The organism is Streptomyces sp. NPDC088350 (genome assembly GCF_044753545.1).
Taxonomy (GTDB): Bacteria; Actinomycetota; Actinomycetes; order Streptomycetales; family Streptomycetaceae; genus Streptomyces.
In genome coordinates, this window is the sequence record NZ_JBIVNL010000008.1 from 576,423 (window position 1) to 597,765 (window position 21,343).

The following is a 21,343-nucleotide window of genomic DNA, read 5'->3' on the forward strand; positions in this document are numbered from 1 at the left end:
CGATGTCAGTCGAAACAGTGCCCACCGTTTCCCACCGGGCCAAGGCCATGACCGTGGAGCAGCGCCTCGCCCGCATGGAGGCCGTGCACGAGATCCAGAACCTGATGGGCCGTTACTCCTTCCTCCACTCCGCGAACATGCACCAGGAATGCCTGGACCTGTTCGCGATGGACACCCCGGACGTGCGGGCCGAGATGATGTGGGGCGTCTACGAGGGCCCCGAGGGCATCAAGCGCTGCTACCCCGGCTTCCACGTCTGGGCCGACGGCGACCCCACCGGCAAGATGCACATGCACGCGCTGACCACCCCGGTCGTCGAGGTGGCCGAGGACCTGCGGACCGCCCGCGGGGTCTGGGTCTCCCCGGGCCACGAGACCGGCCCCAGCTTCCACAAGCTGGACGACCCCACGCCGGTCGCCAACTGGGCCTGGTGCAAGTACGCCTGCGACTTCATCCTCGAGAACGGCGAGTGGAAGATCTGGCACCTGCACGTCTACGGCATCTTCATGTGCGCCTTCGAGAAGAGCTGGGCCGAGGAGCCCGACGACATGAACCCCGACGACATGCCGCCGCTGCCCGCCGAGTACGCGCCGGACCGGCCGCCGACGACCCACTGGAACTACCGCCCCGACCGGGTCTACGCCAACGAGCCCGCCCCGCCCGCACCGTACACGGCGTTCGACCGGGTCACGGACGCCTACTGACCCGCGTACCCGCCCCTATTTCCCCACCGTGCGCCGGTTCCCCACCGCCTCAGGCGGGGGACCGGTCCCCGTCCGCCGCATACGATGCGGAGTTCAGGAGGAGCGCCGTGACGGCGCAGACGACACAACTGGACCGGGTGGTGGTCCGGTTCGCCGGCGACTCGGGCGACGGCATGCAACTCACCGGCGACCGCTTCACCTCGGCAGCCGCCCTGTTCGGCAACGACCTCGCGACCCTGCCGAACTACCCGGCAGAGATCCGCGCCCCGAAGGGCACGGTCCCGGGGGTCTCCTCGTTCCAGGTGCACTTCGCCGACCACGACATCCTCACCCCGGGCGACCGGCCGGACGTACTGGTGGCGATGAACCCCGCCGCACTCAGGGCCAACCTCGCGGACCTGGCACCGGGAGCCGTGCTCGTCGTCAACACCGACGAGTTCACCCGCCGCAACCTGACCAGGGCCGGATACGAGACCTCGCCGCTGGACGACGGAAGCCTGGACGCGTTCCAGGTCCACCGGGTCGCCATGGCCACCCTGACCCACGGAGCCCTCGCCGGATCCGGGATGTCCCGCAAGGACACCGACCGGGCGAAGAACATGTTCGCGCTCGGCCTGCTGTCCTGGATGTACCACCGCCCCACCGAGGGCACCGAGCGATTCCTGCGTGACCGGTTCGCCTCCCGCCCGGACCTCGCGGAGGCCAACGCGCGTGCGCTGCAAGCCGGTTGGAACTACGGCGAGACCACCGAGGCGTTCGCGAGCACGTACCGGATCGCTCCCGCCTCGCTCCCGCCCGGCACCTACCGGCAGATCACCGGGAACACCGCACTCGCCTACGGCCTCGTCGCGGCGGCCCGCCGGGCGGAGCTGCCGCTGCTGCTCGGCAGCTATCCGATCACGCCGGCCTCGGACATCCTCCACGAACTGTCCCGGCACAAGGAGTTCGACGTCCTGACCTTCCAGGCGGAGGACGAGATCGCCGGGATCGGCGCAGCCCTCGGCGCGGCGTTCGGCGGCGCCCTGGGCGTGACCTCCACGTCCGGTCCCGGGCTCGCGCTCAAGAGCGAGACCATCGGCCTCGCGGTGATGATCGAGCTTCCGCTGGTCGTCGTGGACGTACAGCGCGGCGGCCCCTCGACCGGGCTGCCGACCAAGACCGAACAGGCCGACCTGCTCCAGGCCATGTACGGCCGCAACGGCGAGGCCCCCGTGCCGGTGCTGGCCCCGCGCTCGCCGGCCGACTGCTTCGACACCGCGCTGGAGGCGGCCCGGATCGCGTTCGCGTACCGGACTCCGGTACTGCTGCTGTCGGACGGCTCCCTGGCCAACGGCTCCGAACCCTGGCGGATCCCCGACGTGGACCAACTCCCCGACCTGCGACCGGAGTTCGCCACCGAACCGAACGCCCCCGACGGCTCGGGCGCCTTCTGGCCCTATCTGCGCGACCCCGACACCCTCGCCCGGCCGTGGGCCGTCCCCGGCACGCCGGGTCTGGAACACCGCGTCGGCGGACTGGAGAAGGACGACGGCAGCGGCGGCATCTCCTACGACCCCGCCAACCACGAGCGCATGGTGCGGCTGCGCCGGGCCAAGGTGGACGGCGTCGCCGTGCCCGACCTGGAGGTGGACGACCCCTCCGGGAACGCCCGGGTACTGGTCCTGGGCTGGGGCTCGACGTACGGACCGATCGGCGCGGCCTGCCGCCGGGTCCGGGCGCGCGGCCGGTCCGTCGCCCAGGCGCATCTGCGCCACCTCAACCCGCTGCCCGGCAACACGGACGCGGTACTGGACCGCTACCAGCGGGTGATCGTGCCCGAGATGAACCTCGGCCAACTGGCGCAGCTGCTGCGCGCCCGCCACACGGCGGACGTCCGCTCGGTGACCAAGGTGTCCGGAGTGCCCTTCGGCGCCGCCGAACTCGCCGACACGATCGACGACTTCGTGACCGGCTGCGCCGCCGGGACCGACCGCACCGCACAGAGGACCGCGCCATGAACGCCATCGACCTCGAATCGCCCACCCTCCGAGGGCTCGACGGCATCCCGGCCGACGACCGCGAGCAGAGCGCCGCCTCCTACCGGTCGGACCAGGAGGTGCGATGGTGCCCGGGATGTGGCGACTACGCGGTGCTGGCCGCCGTCCAGTCCTTCCTGCCCCGCCTGGGCCTGCGCCGCGAGAACATCGTCTTCGTCTCCGGCATCGGCTGCTCCTCCCGCTTCCCCTACTACCTGAACACCTACGGGATGCACTCCATCCACGGCAGGGCACCCGCCATCGCCACCGGGCTGGCACTCGCCCGCCCCGACCTGTCGGTGTGGGTCGTCACCGGCGACGGCGACGCGCTCTCGATCGGCGGCAACCACCTCATCCACGCCCTGCGCCGCAACGTCAACGTCAAGATCCTGCTCTTCAACAACCGCGTCTACGGCCTGACCAAGGGCCAGTACTCGCCCACCTCCGAGCCCGGCATGATCACCAAGTCGACACCGATGGGCTCGGTCGACCACCCCTTCAATCCCGTCTCGCTGGCACTGGGGGCCGAAGCGACCTTCGTCGCCCGGGCACAGGACTCCGACCGCAAGGGCCTCACCGAAGTGCTGGGCGCAGCCGCCGAGCACCGCGGCTCGGCGCTGGTGGAGATCTACCAGCACTGCCCCGTCTTCAACGACGGCGCCTTCGACCTCCTCAAGCGCGACGGCACGGACGCCACGCATCCGCCGGCCGTCATCCCGCTGCGCCACGGCGAACCGCTGCGCTTCGGGCCGCCCGGCGGCGAACACCGGGTGATCCGCGATCCCGACACCGGCGCGCTGCGGGTCGTGGCACCCGGGACCGGCTTCGAGACCTCCCGCACGGTCGTCCACGACACCGGCACGACAGACCCCACCCACGCCTTCTCCCTGTCCCGGCTCGACGCACCGGACACCGGCCACGTCCCGATGGGAATCTTCCGCGCCGTCCGACGCCCCAGCTACGACGACCTGGCCCGCGGCCAGCTGGCAGCCGCGCGCCGGTCCGGCCCGGCCGACCTCACCGCACTGCTCCACGGCTCCGAGACGTGGACCGTCGCCCCGGCATCCCACCCGGCCGCCGGAGAAACCCCGTGACCTACGTGATCGCCCGGCCGTGTGCCGAAGGCGACGTCCCGGACGACCGGACCGCGTCACCGCCGCCGACGCGCCCGCGGTCGCGGCACTTCAGCCCATGACTCAACCAACCTGACCAAGACGGGACCGACATGAATCGCAGTTTGCTCACCGGAAAGCGCAAGGGTCGGATCGTCCTGCTCCCGGTGCTGGCCGTACTGGCCGCCTCGGGCGTGGTGGGGAGCGCTCCGTCGGCCTGGGCCGACACCGTCGACCCGACCGGGTGCAGCGCACCCGGCCCCGGCGGGGGGACCGGCACGATCACCGGTACCTCGGCCTACACCCTGGACGGGGGCACGCGGACGTTCTCCGACACGCTGTTCAGCGCCGACAACGACAACGAGACCGCCGTCCTGGTGAAGAACGCGGGCATCCTCCAACTCCGGCGGCCCACGGTCGTCACGAGCGGCAACACCGAGTCGGCGGACGACAGCAGCTTCTACGGCCTCAACGCCGCGGTGCGGTCCACCGACGCGGGCAGTGACATCGACATCAGAGGCGGCAGCATCACCACGACCGGATCGGGTGCGAACGGCCTGCACGCCGACTACGACGGGTCGATCACGATGAACGGCGGGCGCATCGACGTCTCCGGACAGTTCGCGCATCCGGTCCTCGTCAGCCATGACGGCAGCGCCGTCCTGCGCGACGTGGACATGGTCTCCACAGCCTGTCACGGCTCCGCCGTGGCGACCGACCAGGGCGACGGCACGGTCGAGGTCCACGGTGGCCGGCTGCTGGCCACCGGCAAGTACTCGACCGTCCTCTACGCGACCGGCACCATCAAGGCGTACCGGGTCCACGGGGTCGCGCGCTCGGACAACGCCGTGGTGATGGCCGGGACGACCACCACCGTGCTCGCCGACCACAGCGACCTCACGGGAGCCGAGGACGGAGTCATGGGCTTCGCCATGGGCACCAGCGACAACACGCTGACCATACGCGGTGGTTCACTCACCGCACAGGGCGGCCCCGTGTTCGCCTTCACCGGCGGCTCGACCGTCGTCCACGTCTCCGACGGAGCCGAACTCCGGTCGGCCACAGACCAGTTGGCCACGGTGTCCGGGGGCGGCACGCTGCGGCTGGAAGCCTCCGGCACCCGGCTCCGGGGCACGATCGCCGGAGCCGCGCTCGCGCTGCGCGCCGGGGCGAGCTGGTCCTCGCCCGCCGACTCGGCGCTGACCTCGGTCACGGGACTGCGGATCCGGGGCGACGAGGCGCGGGGTATCAGCAGCGCCCACACCATCACCTACGACGCCTCCCTCACCGCCAACGCCTACCTGGACGGCGGGACCTACCGGCTGGCCGGGGGAGGGACACTCACCCCGTCGTCCTGACGGCATCCCCGAGGTCACGCCGCACAGGTACGGGCCGACCGTCAGGTCGGGGCGCCGAGCGTGTCGGTGGGCAGTGCCTGTTCCGCCCAGATGGTCTTCCCGGCGGAGGTCTGGCGGGTGCCCCAGCGCTCGGCGAGCCGGGCCACGAGCATCAGCCCGCGCCCGCCCTCGTCGAAGACACGCGCTCGCCGCAGATGCGGCGCGGTGCTGCTGCCGTCGGAGACCTCGCAGATGAGCGTCGAGTCCCGGACGAGCCTCAGAACGATGGGATCCGTGCCGTACCGGATGGCGTTCGTGACCAGCTCGCTGACGATCAGCTCGGTGGCGAACGCCGTCTCGGACAGCCCCCAGACGGCCAGTTGTTCGCCCACGTTCTTGCGGGCGCCCGCCACGGCCGCGGGATCCCGCGGCAGCTGCCAGGTGCGCACCTGGTCGGCGTCGAGCGCCGCGGTCCGCGCGAGCATCAGCACGATGTCGTCGCCCGGTCGGTCGCTCAGCACGGTGCGCAGTACCTGGTCGCAGGTCTCCTCCAGAGGCGCGGCGGGACCGCTCAACGCCTCGCGGAGCAGTGCGAGCCCGACGTCGATGTCGTGGTCGGCCGCCTCGACCAGACCGTCGGTGTAGAGGGCGAGCAGGCTGCCCTCCGGCAGCTCCATCTCGACGGCCTCGAACGGCAGCCCGCCGATGCCGAGCGGTGGCCCGGCCGGCACGTCCAGGAACCGTACGACGCCGTCGGGGGTCACCAGGGCGGCCGGCGGATGTCCCGCGCGGGCCATGGTGCAGTGCCGGGACACGGGGTCGTACACGGTGTACATGCACGTGGCCCCGACCTCGCCGGACGAGTCCTGCGCCCGGCCGCGTGCCTCCGGCCCCTCCTCCCGGTCGAGTCTGATGACGAGGTCGTCGAGCTGGGTGAGCAACTCGTCGGGGGCGAGGTCGAGGTCCGCGAGTGTGCGTACGGCGGTCCGCAGGCGGCCCATCGTCGCGGAGGCCTGAATACCGTGGCCCACCACGTCGCCCACGACCAGGGCGACCCGCGCGCCGGACAGCGGAATCACGTCGAACCAGTCCCCGCCCACCTCCGCGCCGGAACCGGCCGGCAGGTAGCGGTAGGCCACCTCCATCGCGGCCAGGTCCCGCGGCCGGTCGGGAAGGAGGCTGCGCTGGAGCGCCAGCGCGGTGCGGCGTTCACGGGTGTAGCGGCGGGCGTTGTCCACACTCACCGCGGCCCTGGCGACGATCTCCTCCGCGAGCAGCAGGTCGTCCTCGCTGAAGGACTCCGCCGTCCGGTGCCGGAGGAAGTGCACCAGGCCCAGGGTCACCCCTCGGGCGCGCAGCGGTACCAGCATCACCGAGTGGATCATGTACTTGCTCACGCTCTCGGCGCGGGCCTCGGAGGACCTGATCCACTCCTGCATCCCCGGCTCTCCGGCCGAGTGCCGTGTGCCATGGCCGGCGACGAGGGTCCGCACCGGCGGTGTTCCCACCGGGTACACGAGTCTGTGCCCCGAGGCGATCACCGACTCCGGGCAGCCCGCCAGCACCGACCGCTGGGCCGTGCGGCGTACGGCGACGGGTCCGTCCGGCGGCACCGGTTCCGGCTCGTCGCCCAGGGCGACGGATTCCAACAGGTCCACCGTGACGAAATCCGCGAAACCGGTCACGGCCACGTCGGCCAGTTCCTCGGCCGTCCTGCTCACGTCCAGGGTGCTGCCGATACGGACACCGGCGTCGTTGAGGACCACCAGGCGGCGGCGGGCCCAGTACTGTTCCGTGGTGTCGAAGACGGCTGCGGACAGCCCCTGGACAATGCCGCTCTCGTCCTTCAACGGCGACATGAACATGGACCAGGCGTGCTCCCGGGTCTCACCGGGGGCCTTCCCGTGCGCCTCGTGGAACACCGTCCGCCCGGTGCGCAGCACCTGCCGCTGGAGACGGTCGTACTCGTCGAAAGGCGGATGGGGCTCGATCTCCCACAGGGTCTTGCCGCGCATCTCCGCCACGGTCATGCCCATCAGCTGGGACATGACCGCATTCGCGGCCATCAGCCGGGCCTCGCGGTCGTAGACCGCCACCGGCACGGGGAGCTGCGCGAGAGCGAGGTCCCACAGGGCCGCGTCCTTCGGCTCCGGCCGCCCGGCCACGCTCACCGGCGCGGCTCCCGTCACGAGCCAGAGCCGCTCGCGCCCCGCGTTCGCCATCGGAGTGCCCTGCAGTCGTACGACGACACGGTCCCCGTCCCGGTGCCGCAGCGCCACCTCACTGGCCATCGGCCGGCCGGCGGCCAGGTGTCGCCGCGTGGACTCGGGCAGACCCGCGGCGAGCAGGTCGGCGGCAGGCCGGCCCACGATCTCGGCGGGCTCGTAGCCGAGCAGCCGCTCGGCTCCGGCGCTCCACACCATGACCACTCCACCGGCGTCGACGACGACGGCGAAGTCCTCCGGCACGCGCTCCTCCGGGCCTGTGGGTGTGACGCCCCTGCCGTTCATGGGCCTCCCTTCCTCGCTCCCGACCGAGCGGAGCGGGTGGGCCGGAGCCCTCTCCGGCGTCCCGCGGTGCCACGGGCTCGACCGGGGTTCCGCCGCCATCCGCACGCGGCCTCGCCGCGATCGAGGTCCGCGGGGCGAGCCAACCACACTGAGCCCGGTTTGCCCCCTCCGGAGCCGCATCCCGTGTCGTGGCTTTCCTTATGTTCGAGTCTGACACCGGGCCGCCTACTCTGCGGCCGGTGGGAGGCCGTCCGAGGCCGGCCTGTGACTGCCCGGGTCCGGCAGGGAGGACCTACCGGCGTGCAGTCGCCCTTCGGTGATCGTTCCACCCGCGCACGGCCCTGGCAGAGGCGCGGGCGCCGCGGTCCGTCAGGGGACGTCAGTGGGCCGCTTTCCTCCTGCGTATGCGCGGGGGAGGAAAGCGCGGACGGCTGCGACGGCGACATTCGGAGTGGAGGCGCGACCTCCCCGTAACTGCCGTGTGCCTGCGGTGAGTTCGCCCCGGCCCCGCAACGGGGCGGGGCGCACATCACGAGGTCCGTTCCGCCTCACGACTCGTACGTCGTTGCAGCGACGGCGACTTGTTACCCGGACGTAGCGGATGGACACCTGTCCCCTCTAGGCTCTGCGCGACAACCGGGCACCGCGCGAAAGGATCTGGCATGGGCATGATCCATCGAAGGCTGAGGATTGCGCTTCTGTCCGTGTCGGCCCTACTGCTCGGTGCGGTGGCGTTGCCCGCCGCCCACGCCGACGACGTCAACGGGCAGACGCTGGCGGGCGTGTCCGGGACCGGCATCCACAACACGTACAACGACAAGTCCACTTACACCTACCTGGCCAACGCCCTGGACACGGGTACCTCCCTGGTCGAACTCGACACCTGGCACAACGTGTTCAACGGGAAGTGGGACGTGAGCCACAGCAACCCGCTGGGCAGCGACAACAACTGCGTCCAGGCGAGCACGGCGGCCGACCTCTACACCGGCGACCGCAACCAGAACCTCGACAGCTGCCTCGACGACATCCGGATCTGGCTCCAGGCGCACCCGACGAGCCACCCGGTCATGGTCAAGATCGAGATGAAGAACGGGTTCTACGACACCCTCGGCATGAATCCGACCGAGTTCGACGGCTACGTCAAGGCGCACCTCGGCAGCGTTCTCTACACCCCTGCCGACCTGCTCACCAACAGCGACGGCACGCGGTACCCGGACCTCGACACCGCCGCCAGGGCGAACAACTGGGCGAGCTACGGCTCGCTCGCGGGCCGCGCGATCGTCGACATCATCCCCGGCACCTTCGAACAGGCCGTCAGCCCCGCCTCCTCGTGGTCGGACGTCGTCTACGCCCAGCACCTCAAGGACCTCGCCGCCGCGGGGAACATCAGCCAGGCGGCGGTCTTCCCCAGCGTCCTCGGCGCCCAGGCCGTCGACCCGCGCACCCGCTACAGCGACACCACGCTGCGCCCCTGGTTCGTGGTGTTCGACGCGGACGCGGCGGCCTGGGTCGGTGACGGCGACACCGAGTGGTACCACACCAACCACTATCTGACGGTCGTCACCGACGCCTACGACGTCTCGCCCGCGCTCAGTTCCTCCGCCCCGTCACTGGCCGACGCCCAGGCCCGGGTCGCCCTGCTCGCCGCCGACGGAGCCTCGTACATCTCCTCGGACTGGATCACCGCACCGGCCGACGGCGTTCTCAGCGACGTGCTGCTCCGTGGCTGACGTCCGGCGCCCGCGCGCGCTCCTGCGTGTCCTGGTCACGGGTGCCGCGGCGCTCGCGCTCGCCGTGTCCGGCCAACTGGCCGGCACGGCGGGGGCGGTGGCCGCGACCGACCCCGTGTCGCTGGTCAACCCCTACATCGGCACCGGTGGCAACGGCGACTTCAGCGCCGGGAACACCTTCCCCGGCGCCGACGTGCCGCACGGCATGCTCCAGTGGTCTCCCGACACCACGTCACGTCCCAAGGGCGGCGGCTACAACTACGCCGACTCGGCCGTCTCGGGCTTCAGCCTCACCCATGTCTCCGGCGTCGGCTGCGACGCGGCCGGGGACCTGCCGATCCTGCCCGTGGTGGGCTCGCTCGGCTCGGACCCGGCCTCCACGACGGAGTCGTTCTCGCACTCCGGCGAGACCGCCTCGCCCGGCTCCTACGCCGTCGGCCTGGGCAACAGCACCGGCGTCGCGCTGACCACCAGCACGCACGCCGGCATCGGCCGGTTCACCTTCCCGTCCTCCACCCAGGCGAGCCTGCTCCTCAAGGTGCAGGACACGCAGACGCCGTACGCCTCCTCGACGCTCGGCCTCAGCGGCGGCAACACCGTGACCGGGTCGATCACCAGCACCGGCTTCTGCGAGGACACCACTCCGATCACGCTCTACTACGCGATCACCTTCGACCACCCCTTCACCGCCACCGGTACCTTCACCGGCGGCGAGTACCTGACCTTCGACACCACGAGCAGCAGGACCGTGGAGGCCCGGGTCGGCATCTCCTACACCTCGGTGACGGAGGCCGCGGCCAACCGGGACGCCGAGGTGACCGGGAAGACCTTCGCGGCGGTCGCGTCGGCGGCGTCCTCGGCATGGAGTGCCGAGCTCTCGAAGATCGCCGTCAGCGGCGGCACGTCCGACCAGCAGGACGTCTTCTACACCGCGCTCTACCACGCCTCGCTCTTCCCCGCCGTCATCAGCGACGCCGACGGCTCCTACCGCGGCTTCGACGGAGCGGTGCACACGGTGGGCAGCGGCCACGCGGCGAAGTACGCCGACTTCTCCACCTGGGACACCTACCGTTCGCAGGCCCAACTCACCGCGCTGCTCGACCCGTCGGCCGCCTCCGACATGGCGCAGTCGGTCGTCGACGACTACCAGCAGGGCGGCACACTCACCAAGTGGGGCATGGCGACCGGCGAGACGCACATCATGGTGGGCGACTCCGCCGTTCCGCTGCTCGCCGGCTACTACGCCTTCGGCGCCCGGAACTTCGACACGTCGACGGCCCTGTCCGCGATGGTGAAGGAACAGACGACCGACACCGACGTCACCCCGGGCGTGACATACCTGGACTCCTTCGGCTACCTGCCCACCAACTCGCTCTACGGCTGCTGCCACGAGTACGCCACCACCTCGACCCAACTCGAGTACGACACCGACGACTTCGCGCTGTCGGCGTTCGCGGGCGCGCTCGGTGACACCGCCACGCAGAAGAAGTTCCAGGACCGGGCGCAGGACTGGGAGAACGTCTACAACCCGTCCTCGGGCTACATCCAGCCCCGGCACTCCAACGGCCGCTGGATGGACGGGTTCAACGCCAAGCTGATCACCGGCACCTCCAGCAACGACTTCGCCGAGGGCGACGCCTTCACGTACACGCCGATGATCCCCTTCAACGTCGCCAGGCTGGCGTCGCTGGAGGGCGGGAACGCGTCCATGGCCTCGTACCTGGACAGTGTGCTGGGCGGCTACCAGGGCCTGGGCAGTGTCATCGGCACCCAGTCCAACATGGGCAACGAGCCGAGTATCGGGCTGCCTTGGGAGTACGACTGGGTGGGGGAACCGTACAAGACGCAGTCCACCGTGCGGGCGGTCCAGGACCAGCTGTGGACCAACACCGCGGGCGGTCTGCCCGGCAACGACGACCTCGGCGAGATGAGCGCCTGGTACGTGTGGTCGGCCCTCGGCCTCTACCCGGAGACCCCCGGCACCGCCGACCTGGCCCTCGGGAGCCCCCTGTTCACCTCCGCCGTGGTGACGGCGGGCGGGCACACCTTGACCGTCAACGCTCCGGCGGCGGCGGACGGTTCGCCGTACGTCCAGTCGCTGAGTCTCAACGGCGGTTCCTGGAACAAGGCGTACGTACCGGCCTCGTACCTCGGCAGCTCCACGCAACTGGACTTCACCCTCTCCTCGTCCGCCAACACCTCCTGGGCCGCGGCCACTTCGGCCGCACCGCCGTCCTACGACGGCACCCCGGGCACCGGAGTGGCCCAGCCCAGTGGTCCCCTCACCGAGACCGCGACCGGCAAGTGCGTCGACGACGCCGGCTCGGGCACCTCGAACGGCACCGCCCTCCAGATCTACACCTGCAACGGCACTACCGCGCAGTCCTGGAAGGTCGTCCCCGACGGCACCCTCCAGGTGCTCAACAACTGCATGGACGTGACGAACGGCGCGACCGCCTCGGGAACGAAGGTCCAACTGCACACCTGCAATGGCACCCAGGCCCAGCAGTGGCGGCCCGACTCGTCCGGCGAGATCGTCAACCCGGTCTCCGGCCTCTGCCTCACCGACTCCAGTAACGGCGCGACGAACAAGACCCAGTTGACCATTGCCACCTGCGCGACCGCCGCCGGCCAGCGGTGGACGCTTCCGGCGTCCGCGTGACGACGGGGGAGTGGTGGCCGGGGACCCGTATGCGACGAGGGGCCGGTCCATAGAGGATTGTTGACGCTCCCTTACCGGCCTCTTTCCGGTAACGCGCCTTCCCTTGCGTACGGTGTGCCCGTGGCGGGCGGCGGTTGCCGGCCGGTGGCCTTCGACCAGGTGGGACAGCGGATGACAACCAGGCGCCGGGCAGTGCTCGCGGCCATGACCGGAGCCGTGCTTGCCGGCTGCGCGGGACCGCGGACCGGGACGAGCGGCACGACGTCCCCTTCCAGCTCCCGCATGGCGCCGACGCCGACCGCCACGGGCATCGCAACCACTCGCCCCTCGGCCACCGCACGCCCTTCAGCCCCCGCGGTCTCCCGCGCCGAGATCGTGGCTCGCTTCGGGCACGCCGTACCGCACACCTGGGGCTTCGACGCACCCGGAGTGCTCCACAAGCTACCCGTCGCGGGAAAACGCCAGATCGCGCTGACCTTCGACGCCTGCGGCGGCCGGGGCGGCAGCGGCTACGACCGGGCGCTGATCGATTTCCTGCGCGCACATGACGTACCGGCGACCCTGTTCCTCAACTCCCGCTGGATCGACGCCAATCCGGCCGTCTTCCGGAAACTGGCCGCCGAGCCGCTTTTCGAGATCGCCAACCACGGCACCAGGCATCGGCCCCTGTCCGTGACGGGCCGTTCCGCGTACGGCATCCCCGGCACGCGCAACGCCGCCGAGGTCTACGACGAGATCGCCGGCAACCGGGCCAAGCTCACCGAACTGCTGGGCGGCCCGCCGCGCTTCTTCCGGTCCGGTACCGCGTACTGCGACGACGTGGCGGCACGGATCGTCACCGCGCTGGGCGAGCGGTTCGTCAGCTTCTCGGTCAACGGTGACGCGGGTGCCACCTTCACCCCCGAACAGGTCCGCACGACCGTCGCCTCCGCGCCCGCCGGTTCCATCGTCATCTGCCACATGAACCACCCCGAGGGAGGCACCGCCCACGGCATCGCCGCCGCCGTCCCCCGCCTGCTGACCACCGGCCACACCTTCGTCCGCCTCTCGGACGCACTGCACTGACAGGACGTCCGGCGTTCCCTCGGACAGGCTGCCCGACCGCCAAGCTCATGACTGCCGCCGCGCTGTCCGTCGCTGGAGGAAGTGTCCAGGGTGCAGGTCACCGATCCCGACGCCTTGTTGAGGTCCTTCCGCGCCTCCGAGCCGCCTGGTCCCGGTATGCGACTCTCGCCGGACCAGGCGTCAACTTCCGTACCAGCCAAGCCAGTTCTGGTTCATCAACAGGTCCCGTCGTGGCCTTGTTCGGTCGTCGCAGGTCAGTCCCGAAGAGACTCCCCTGAAGCGAGAGCCATGTGCGTACGGTCCCGACACCGAGGCGGTTCGTACCGGTCCGCCGTAGTCAAGGGAACACAAGGGGAGGCGCTGTGGCGAATGTGGAAGTGTCGCTGAAGGAGATGATGGCCGGCACCGAGGGGGCGTTGGGGGCCGCGGTGGTCGACTACACCAGCGGGATGGCGCTGGGCACGCTGGGCGGCAGCAAGAGCCTGGACCTGACCGTCGCCGCCGCAGGCAACACGGATGTCATCCGGGCCAAGGTGCGCACCATGGAGCAGCTGGGCCTCAAGGGTCAGATCGAGGACATCCTGATCACGCTGGACAGCCAGTACCACCTGATCCGTCTGATCACCGGCCGCAACGGCAACGGCCTGTTCCTCTACCTCGTCCTCGACAAGGCCCGCTCGAACCTGGCGATGGCCCGCCACCAGCTCAAACGCGTGGAGGGGGCGATCGAGATCTAACCCGGCCGGACACGCGGGACCTACGCCTGCCCATGATGTGAAGACTTCTTCAACTCATCACATCAGCATGGTCACAATGTGCGGTCGTGCAGGGCCGGGGGCGTGAAGGATCGGTTTCCGAGGGCGTGCCTGTGGCGCGGTGCCGCCCTCGGAAGCCGCCACATCCCGCGAGCGGCGTTCCCACCCACCCGGCAAGGAGCGAGCATCCATGCAGGTCCCCCTCTACCAGGTCAAGGCAGACTTCTTCCGCATGCTCGGGCACCCCGTACGCATCAGGGTCCTGGAACTCCTCCAGCACGGGCCGGTGTCCGTACGGGACCTGCTCGCCGATATCGAGATCGAACCGTCCAGCCTGTCGCAGCAACTGGCCGTCCTACGCCGCTCCGGCATCGTCGTGTCCGTGCGGGAGGGCTCCACCGTCCGCTACGCACTCGCCGGCGGGGACGTCGCCGACCTCCTGCGCGCCGCCCGCCGCATCCTCACCGAACTCCTCACCGGACAGAACCAGATCCTCGCGGAACTCCAGCAGGCGGACACTCCCGAGCAACCGCTGCCCACACCCAGGTGACGTCCGAGACGAGTGCCGTATGAGGGAACGACATCTCGGAAATCGTGGGACGGTGGCAAGCTCCCGTCGAGATCAGCCTCGGCCCCCGGGGCGTCAGGCGGTGCGCGTCATCGCGGTCCCGCACAGAGCGGGAGGACCTGTCGCCGCTTCGCCGACTTCAAGCGTGAGTGAGTCGTCCACGCTGCCGTACTCACCGTCGAGGCCTGGGCGGTCCCTCGCACGTTGGCACAGACGACCGGCCCGGTCAGTCGAACAGCAGGGCCAGTCGGTGTGGGTCGTTCTCTGAGGTAAGGACCAGTACGTGGCCCCTGCTGTTCGTGACGACGTCGGAGAGGAGCGGCCGTCCCCAGTCGGCGGGCAGGGGCACTTCGCGTCCCCCGATGGTGTCGTGGTAGCGGTGCGGGGTGCCCGTCCACAGCGCCGTGGGGGTGGCACCTCGCAGGGTCAGCAGGCCGTTCGCGTGCTCCGTCGTGAAGCGCAGCGCGTGGCGTGCGGGACCGCGGACCTGCCAGACGGAGAAGGGCTCGCCGGGCAGAGCGCCTGCCGGGGCGGCGGACTGGGCACCGGTGCTGTCGAGGCGGATCATGGTGACGCGGCCGTCGCGGGCGACGGAGTACAGCAGGGCGGTGCCGTCGCGGCAGGCCTCGGCGAGCGTGAGAAAGGCCTCCCCGGGGTCCCGGGCGACGAGGAGTTCCCGTTCGATCACGAGCGTCTCAGGGGCGAGGATGCGCAGGGTGGCGGGGCCCGCCGGGTCGGCGTCCAGGGCGAGCACGGCCAGCCGTGTCCCGTCGGCGCACACCACGGCGTCGTGCGACTGGGGAAGGGGCAGCCGTACCGGACGCCGGAACTGAAGCCGGGGGCCTTTGACGCCGTACCCCAGGTCTGCGGCCTGGATGCGGGAGGGCTTGTGCTCGTCGAAGACGTCATCGAGGTGCCAGAACGCGCGGTCACCGATCCAGCCCACGAAGTCACCAGCGAAGGGGGAGGTACGCGGGGGCCGCTCCCCGTCACTCCGTCCCCGCAGCGGCAGAACCGTGTCGGGGGCTTGGTCCACACCGTCCTCGAGCACGGACATCCGTACCCAGGGGGCGCCGTCCGGGCCGGTCATCAGAGCCGCATCGGCACCACTCACATCCTTCGCCAGCACCTCCTCGACGCCGTCGGGACCTACGGTCAGGTGGAAGAGGGCTCCGCCGTGACCGGTCCGGTGCGCGGCGACGACGACCGCGTCACCTTCTCCGCGCCAGGCACTCCGGAATTTCACGTCCCGCACCGTGACGAGGCGAACACCCGAAGCCGTGTCGGACCGCCACACCAGCCGCGAGGGCGAAGGACTCAGTTCACGCATGCGGTCATCGTAGGCGGGGGCCCGGAGTTGAGGACTGCACGCCGTCGCTGGGAGGTGCCGTGGGGTCGCGGTCCTGCCCCGGCGGCCCCGTCGGCGAGTGCTCGCTTCGTGGTTCCTGAGCCTTTTTCAAGTCGGCTGTGGTGACCGTGAGTCGGACTGTCCTGCGCAGCGACGAAGCTCCTGGCGGCGTCTTCGCGCCGCGCGTCAGGCGCTGCTCGCTCTGGCTCACCTGCGGTGCGGTGATGCCTCTCAGCCCGGGGTGTACCTCAGGACAGGTCCACCCAGACCTTCCCCGCCGCGGTGGACGCCGCGGCGAACGCCTGTTGGACGTCCTGAAGGGCGTAACCGTCGCTGACCACCGCGCCGAGACGGGGCGTGGTGCGTGACTCCAGGGCGCGGAGGGTCTGTGCGAAATCGACCGGGTGGTCATAGATCATGCTGCCGATGAGGGTGATCTGTCGCGCGACCAGGTCGCGGGTCGACACCCCGAGCGGCGCCGTGTTCATCCCGATCAGCACGGCGGTCCCCTGCACGGCGAGCCGTCGCAGTCCCTCCTCGGCGACCCCAGGGGCTCCGGAGGCCTCGAAGAGATAGGGGAGTCCGTCCCTGTCCGGTGGCAGAACCGTCGCGCCCAGGGAGCAGGCGCGGTCGAGCCGGGCCTCGTTGGGCTCCTGGACGAACACTGTCACACCGTGCTCGACCAGGGCCTGGCACAGCAGCAGACCCTGCGAGCCGGCCCCGGTCACCAAGCAGCTCTGCCCCGGTGCGATGCCCGAGCGCCGCATCGCCGCCCGTGCCACGGTCGCGGGTTCCACGCAGATCAGGTCCTCGGGCGGCAGCCGGGGTGCGACCGGCCACACGAACGCCGCCGGAGCCACCACGTATTCACTCAGCAGACCGGGAACGGTCAGTCCGACCGCGGCCCGGCCGCCGCACGCCGACGTCCTGCCGGCCAGGCAGGGTTCGCAGGACAAGCAGCAGTAGTCCGGTTCGACGACGACGTCCTGGCCGGCGCGCAGGCCGCTGACTGCGTCGCCCAGTTCGACGATGCGGCCCGTCCCCTCGTGGCCCAGGATCCAGGGCAGTCGCGGTGGCTGTCGGCGTCCCGCGTGCACCGCGAGGTCGGAGCCGCACAGACCCGTGCCCCGCATACGAATCAGCACTTCTCCTGGGCCACAGGCCGGTTCCGGCACGGACACCACGGACAGTGCGCCGGGCTCTGTCAGTACAGCGGCCCTCAACGGAACGCCTGCTTCCCACGGCGGCACGTCGACAGCGTCATGCCCAGAGCGTGCCACGAATGATTCTCATAGCGGTAGACCGCATGCCGCACCTTTCGGCGAACACCTTGCGGTGCGTAACTCGGCGTTCACATAGAGAAGTTCGGCTCGCCTTGAGCGCCATGACAACACGTGACGGGTGATCGGATCCGTGGCCGCTGTGTATCCGGTGCGCGTACGCTGTGATGGAATCGTCATACCGTGAGTCTTGAGCAAGGAGTCGACCGGCCATGTCGGACAGTACCTTGGCGCCCGATACCCAGCAGGATCTGTATGCACTCTGCTCGGAGGGGCAGAAATTATTGTTCAGTGAGGCAAAGACGGCCTATGACTTCAGCGATGAGCCGGTGGGCGACGACCGCCTCCAGGCCATCTATGAACTGTTCAAGTGGGCTCCGACCTCGGCGAATATCAATCCGCTGCGCATTCTGTACGTGCGTACCGAAGCCGGAAAGCAGCGGCTGCTGACGGGCGTTGCGAAGCCCAATCAGGAGCAGACCGCCGGGGCTCCGGTCACCGCGGTGCTGGCCGCGGACACGCAGTACCCGGAGTACGTGCCCTTCCTCGCGCCCTCCAACCCGCAGTTACGCGAGATGCTGGAGGCCAACCAGCAACTGCGCGAGTCCCAGATGGACTTCAACGCGGTGCTCCAGGCCGGCTACTTCGTACTGGCCGTCCGTGCGGCCGGGCTGGCCGCCGGGCCGATGAAGGGCTTCAACGCCCAGGCGGTGGACCAGGAGTTCTTCCCTGACGGCAGGTGGAAATCGGTCCTTCTGGTCAACATCGGTTTCCCGAGTGCCACGGCGTTCCGGGACAGGCTGCCGCGCCCCTCGTACGATCAGGCGGTACAGCTGGCCTGACCTCCAGCCCGTGTCGGACGGAGGCCGTCGTCCTGTCGGCCCCCGTCCGGTGACGGTCCCCGGCCGTGAACACGAGCCCCCACGACAGACCGACGATTTTCGGTCAATCATCGGCCAACTCCCTCGCTCAGGCCGCCCATACGATGCCCTTCCGAGCCGGCAAAAGGCGACGCTGTTCCAGCTGGAGAAGACGGCATGGTCGCTTCGTGACGTACGACTCGTTCGTTTGACAGCACGGCGCTCCGGGAATTATGCATGAGGCCCGAGAGCCCCCTGATCCGGTGCATGCTACGGCTGCGCGCTGACAGCTGCGCGCTGTGTGCATGCCGTTGAAATCGAAGACTCCGGCCCGTCACGCGCTTTCCCTCACTCAATCCATCCCCGACGCAATACGCCACGGGCAGCGAGCGTGGGCAAATACTCCCGCGCCGCTGTGGAGTTCTGCCTGCACGTCATTCGCTTTCGCGTGGACAGCGCTGCCTTCGGCCACGCGTATCGAGAAATTTCGGGAAGTTTGGGGTGCCTGTGAACTTGACGGAATGCCGCGACTCCACAGCCAATGCCGATCGGCCGACGGTCGGCTTCCGAAAGAACCAGGAGAACCAGGGAAACTGCGGGCACGGCCGGCCCGGAGGGGGCCTTTCCCATCTGGTCGAGCGCGACGGCATCCCGGCATCCCTGGGTGCGTTGCTGGCCGAGGCCGCGCGGGGCAAGGGCCAGCTGGCCGTCGTGGAGGGGCCGTTGGGCAGCGGCAAGACCAGGCTGGTGCACGAGTTCCTCGAAGCCCTCGAACCAGGCGGCGCCCGTGTCCTGAGAGCCACCGCCTCGCTGTGGGAACATCAGCTGCCCTTCGGCGTGTTGACCCAGCTCTTACATGGCATGACGCTTCCGTCGCCCAGCGGGGACCGCATGCGCGCACTGCTGTCCTCGGTGGTCGAACGCACTGTCACCGAGGGAGAGTTCGCCGGCGGCGACCAACAGGCCCACGTCGTCGATGTGTTCCAGAAGCTCACCGTGAACCTGACGCACCTGGCCGAGACCACGCCTCTGGTGATCTGTGTCGACAACGCCCACTACCTGGACTCGCCGTCCCTGCACTTCCTCGCCGGCATCGTGCCCTGGCTGCACCGCGCCCGCATCCTGCTCCTGCTCACCGACGACCAGACCCTGCGATGGTCGCGTTCGCCCCTGCTGGAGGGGCTGCTCTCGCAGAGCCCGAACGCACACCGGATCGTCCTGACTCCCCTGAGCCGGAGCGGAGTCGACGCCCTGGCGAGCCGGCTGCTCGGACCGCACACCGCCACTCCCCGGCTGACCGCGGAGCTGCACGGCATCAGCGGCGGCAACCCCCTCGCCGTCCAGGCCCTCGTCATCGACCAGCAGGGCGGTGGCGCGAGTTACCCGGAAGGTTACGGACAGGCACTGCTCGACCTCGTGGCGCACTCCTGGCCCTCGATGCTGCCCGTGGTACGTGCCCTCGCCGTGCTCGGCGGCGCGGCGGCGGTGGCGGACGTGGCCCGGCTGGCCGGGGTGGACGCCAAGGTCACCGGCTGGGCCCTGTACGCCCTGGTCAGCGCCGGCATGCTCACCGAACGCCACGCGTTCCGGCACCCGGTGGCCATCTCCGCCGTACTGGACGACATGCCCGCAGGCGAGCGCGCCGCACTGCACCGCGCCGCCGCCGAGCTGCTGCACGAGTCCGGAGCATCGGCACTGACGGTGGCCGGACAGCTGATGAGCGCCGGGGACCCCGGCATCGACGGCGCCACCGACATCCTGGTCGGGGCCTCCCACGAAGCACTGGCGACCGGCGACGTGGAAACGGCGCTCGACTGCCTCGACCTCGCCCAGCGCACCCAGGCGGACGGCCGTACCGCGGCACGCATCCGTGCCCGGCTCAGCCGACTGGAGTTACAGCTCAAACCGCAGGTGGCCGTGCGCCATCTGCGCCCCCAGCTGAGGGACTTCACCGCCGGCCACCTGGACCGTCTTGAGACCTCCGAACTGGTGCTCACCCTGGCCGAAGCCGGTGCCCTCGACGAACTGACCGACCTGCTGGACGTGCTGCGCGTCCGCTCCCACCAGGGCGCAGGACCCGGCACCGAGGACATCCGCCCCCTGACGAACTGGGCGGCGATGACGTACCCCCTGCACGCCGGGCTGCGGAAGCTGGCCCAATCCGTCGCGGCGGCCACCCCCGAAGCCGCCCCCTGTCACGACCCATGGCTGCCCTCGGCCGTCGCCCTCGCCGACGACCTGGTCCGCGGACGCCACGACCAGCTGGTGCACCGCGCCGAACTCCTGCTGCGCACCTTCCGCCTCGACCACGGCTCACTGTGGAGCGCCGAGTACGGAGCGCTCGCCCTGCGCGGGCTGCTGCACGCCAACCGCCTGGACGAGGTCGTGTCCTGGTGCGGGAAACTGGAGGCCGAGGCCGCCGCCCACCACGCCGTCGCCTGGCAGGGCAGGTTCCTCGCGATGCGGGCCGAGGCCCACCTGCGCCGGGGGGACCTGGTCTCCGCGCACGACCTGGCCGCCCGCTCCCTGTCCCTCGTACCGCCACAGGGCTGGGGCATCGGCCTGGCCGGGGTCCTGGGCTGCGCCATCCTGGCCGCCGCCCGGTCCGGCAGACTGGATCTGGCGGAGAAGTACGTCGCACAGCCGATCCCCGAACACGCCCTGCACAGCCGCTACGGCGCGCAGTATCTGCACGCCCGGGGCCACTACCGGTTGGCGACCCACCACCCGCAGGCCGCACTCGCGGACTTCCTGGCCTGCCGCCAGCTCGCCGAAACGGGGCACGCGCCCGGCACCGAGCTGGTCCCCTGGCGGACCAGCGCGGCCGAGGCATGGCTCGCCCAGGACGACCAGGACCAGGCCAAACGCCTGGTGCGGGAACAACTGGCCCGGCTGCTCCCCGGCCCGTCCCTGGCCCGCGGGCTGTGCCTGCGCACCCTGGCGGCGGTCAGTCGGGTCACCCGCCGTCCCCAACTGCTCACCGAAGCCGTCGACATACTCAAGGACAGCGGGGACGACTACGAGCTGACCCGGGCGCTGATCGACCTCAGCACCGCATTCAAGGACATCGGCGACCAGCGCAACGCCCGCCGGGTCGCCCACCGCGCCTGGCACCTCGCCCAGCAGACCGGAGCCGAGCACCTGTGCCGGGAGGCCGCCCTCGAACCCGTCGAGCCCGAGGCCGTGTCGTCCGCGAAACAGCGTCAGGACCGGCTGTCCTCGCTCACCTCGCAGGAGCGCCGGATCGCCTCATTGGCGGCCAAGGGCTGCACCAACCGGGAGATCGCCGCGAAGCTGTACATCACCGCGAGCACGGTCGAGCAGCACCTCACACGGGTGTTCCGGAAGGTGAACGTCAAACGGAGGCAGGACCTGCCCTATCTCCTCTGATCCGCCC

14 protein-coding genes and 1 pseudogene are annotated in these 21,343 nt (G+C 70.3%); 12 read left to right on the plus strand and 3 right to left on the minus strand.

Going from position 1 to position 21,343, the window contains the following annotated elements; all coding sequences use genetic code 11:
• The first annotated feature begins 2 nt into the window (after positions 1–2).
• The 4 genes from ACIQBL_RS30215 (at position 3) to ACIQBL_RS30230 (ending at position 5,189) form a co-directional block, all read left to right on the plus strand.
• Positions 3–704, plus strand: coding sequence for a nuclear transport factor 2 family protein (locus ACIQBL_RS30215; protein WP_401946801.1), 702 nt, complete (start codon positions 3–5; stop codon positions 702–704).
• Complete coding sequence (locus ACIQBL_RS30220; RefSeq protein WP_401946896.1) at positions 701–2,701, plus strand: 2-oxoacid:acceptor oxidoreductase subunit alpha; 2,001 nt, start codon at positions 701–703, stop codon at positions 2,699–2,701. Before ACIQBL_RS30215 ends, ACIQBL_RS30220 begins: the two co-directional genes overlap by 4 nt.
• Entirely contained in the window at positions 2,698–3,813 is a 1,116-nt protein-coding gene (locus ACIQBL_RS30225) for a 2-oxoacid:ferredoxin oxidoreductase subunit beta (RefSeq protein WP_401946803.1), read from the plus strand. The genes ACIQBL_RS30220 and ACIQBL_RS30225 overlap by 4 nt, the downstream gene beginning before the upstream one ends.
• Before the next feature lie 131 nt (positions 3,814–3,944).
• The gene (locus ACIQBL_RS30230; protein WP_401946805.1) at positions 3,945–5,189 is read left to right on the plus strand and encodes a hypothetical protein; all 1,245 of its coding nucleotides are present in this window, start codon (positions 3,945–3,947) and stop codon (positions 5,187–5,189) included.
• A 41-nt stretch (positions 5,190–5,230) separates the two neighbouring features.
• Here ACIQBL_RS30230 and ACIQBL_RS30235 read toward each other — a convergent pair whose 3' ends face one another.
• A complete protein-coding gene (locus ACIQBL_RS30235; protein ID WP_401946807.1) occupies positions 5,231–7,678 on the minus strand; it encodes a SpoIIE family protein phosphatase in 2,448 nt (815 codons plus the stop codon).
• Positions 7,679–8,382: 704 nt separating this feature from the next.
• Between ACIQBL_RS30235 and ACIQBL_RS30240 the strand changes: the two genes are divergently transcribed.
• The 5 genes from ACIQBL_RS30240 (at position 8,383) to ACIQBL_RS30260 (ending at position 14,440) form a co-directional block, all read left to right on the plus strand.
• Entirely contained in the window at positions 8,383–9,408 is a 1,026-nt protein-coding gene (locus ACIQBL_RS30240; RefSeq protein WP_401946809.1) for a hypothetical protein, read from the plus strand.
• Positions 9,401–12,070 carry a lectin gene (locus ACIQBL_RS30245; protein ID WP_401946812.1) on the plus strand — a complete coding sequence of 890 codons (2,670 nt, stop codon included), beginning with the start codon at positions 9,401–9,403 and terminating at the stop codon, positions 12,068–12,070. Before ACIQBL_RS30240 ends, ACIQBL_RS30245 begins: the two co-directional genes overlap by 8 nt.
• A 171-nt stretch (positions 12,071–12,241) precedes the next feature.
• Entirely contained in the window at positions 12,242–13,135 is an 894-nt protein-coding gene (locus ACIQBL_RS30250) for a polysaccharide deacetylase family protein (protein WP_401946815.1), read from the plus strand.
• Positions 13,136–13,497: 362 nt separating this feature from the next.
• Positions 13,498–13,872 carry a hypothetical protein gene (locus ACIQBL_RS30255; RefSeq protein WP_401946818.1) on the plus strand — a complete coding sequence of 125 codons (375 nt, stop codon included), beginning with the start codon at positions 13,498–13,500 and terminating at the stop codon, positions 13,870–13,872.
• A gap of 208 nt (positions 13,873–14,080) precedes the next feature.
• Positions 14,081–14,440: an ArsR/SmtB family transcription factor gene (locus tag ACIQBL_RS30260; protein ID WP_401946821.1), complete on the plus strand. Its 360-nt coding sequence runs from the start codon at positions 14,081–14,083 to the stop codon at positions 14,438–14,440.
• A gap of 244 nt (positions 14,441–14,684) precedes the next feature.
• On the opposite strand, the gene ACIQBL_RS30265 is transcribed toward ACIQBL_RS30260, so the two are convergent.
• Positions 14,685–15,788: a hypothetical protein gene (locus ACIQBL_RS30265; RefSeq protein ID WP_401946824.1), complete on the minus strand. Its 1,104-nt coding sequence runs from the start codon at positions 15,786–15,788 to the stop codon at positions 14,685–14,687.
• Positions 15,789–15,954: 166 nt separating this feature from the next.
• On the opposite strand from ACIQBL_RS30265, the pseudogene ACIQBL_RS30270 reads away from it, so the two are divergent.
• Positions 15,955–16,032, plus strand: a pseudogene (locus ACIQBL_RS30270) (IS5/IS1182 family transposase); the annotation flags it as partial.
• A 22-nt stretch (positions 16,033–16,054) separates the two neighbouring features.
• On the opposite strand, the gene ACIQBL_RS30275 reads toward ACIQBL_RS30270, so the two are convergent.
• Entirely contained in the window at positions 16,055–16,951 is an 897-nt protein-coding gene (locus ACIQBL_RS30275) for a zinc-binding dehydrogenase (RefSeq protein ID WP_401946827.1), read from the minus strand.
• Positions 16,952–17,298: 347 nt separating this feature from the next.
• On the opposite strand from ACIQBL_RS30275, the gene ACIQBL_RS30280 reads away from it, so the two are divergent.
• Together ACIQBL_RS30280 and ACIQBL_RS30285 are read left to right on the plus strand one after the other, a co-directional pair.
• Positions 17,299–17,928, plus strand: a complete 630-nt coding sequence (locus ACIQBL_RS30280) for a malonic semialdehyde reductase (protein ID WP_401946830.1) — start codon at positions 17,299–17,301, stop codon at positions 17,926–17,928.
• A gap of 525 nt (positions 17,929–18,453) precedes the next feature.
• Positions 18,454–21,336, plus strand: coding sequence for an AAA family ATPase (locus tag ACIQBL_RS30285; protein ID WP_401946832.1), 2,883 nt, complete (start codon positions 18,454–18,456; stop codon positions 21,334–21,336).
• Positions 21,337–21,343: the final 7 nt, after the last annotated feature.

Bases quoted from the DNA above. Each gene is read 5' to 3' on its own strand.
- ACIQBL_RS30225 (WP_401946803.1), top strand. From the start codon at position 2,698: ATGAACGCCATCGACCTCGAATCGCCCACCCTCCGAGGGCTCGACGGC.
- ACIQBL_RS30265 (WP_401946824.1), bottom strand. From the start codon at position 15,788: ATGCGTGAACTGAGTCCTTCGCCCTCGCGGCTGGTGTGGCGGTCCGAC.
- ACIQBL_RS30215 (WP_401946801.1), top strand. From the start codon at position 3: ATGTCAGTCGAAACAGTGCCCACCGTTTCCCACCGGGCCAAGGCCATG.
- ACIQBL_RS30280 (WP_401946830.1), top strand. From the start codon at position 17,299: ATGTCGGACAGTACCTTGGCGCCCGATACCCAGCAGGATCTGTATGCA.
- ACIQBL_RS30250 (WP_401946815.1), top strand. From the start codon at position 12,242: ATGACAACCAGGCGCCGGGCAGTGCTCGCGGCCATGACCGGAGCCGTG.
- ACIQBL_RS30230 (WP_401946805.1), top strand. From the start codon at position 3,945: ATGAATCGCAGTTTGCTCACCGGAAAGCGCAAGGGTCGGATCGTCCTG.
- ACIQBL_RS30235 (WP_401946807.1), bottom strand. From the start codon at position 7,678: ATGAACGGCAGGGGCGTCACACCCACAGGCCCGGAGGAGCGCGTGCCG.
- ACIQBL_RS30260 (WP_401946821.1), top strand. From the start codon at position 14,081: ATGCAGGTCCCCCTCTACCAGGTCAAGGCAGACTTCTTCCGCATGCTC.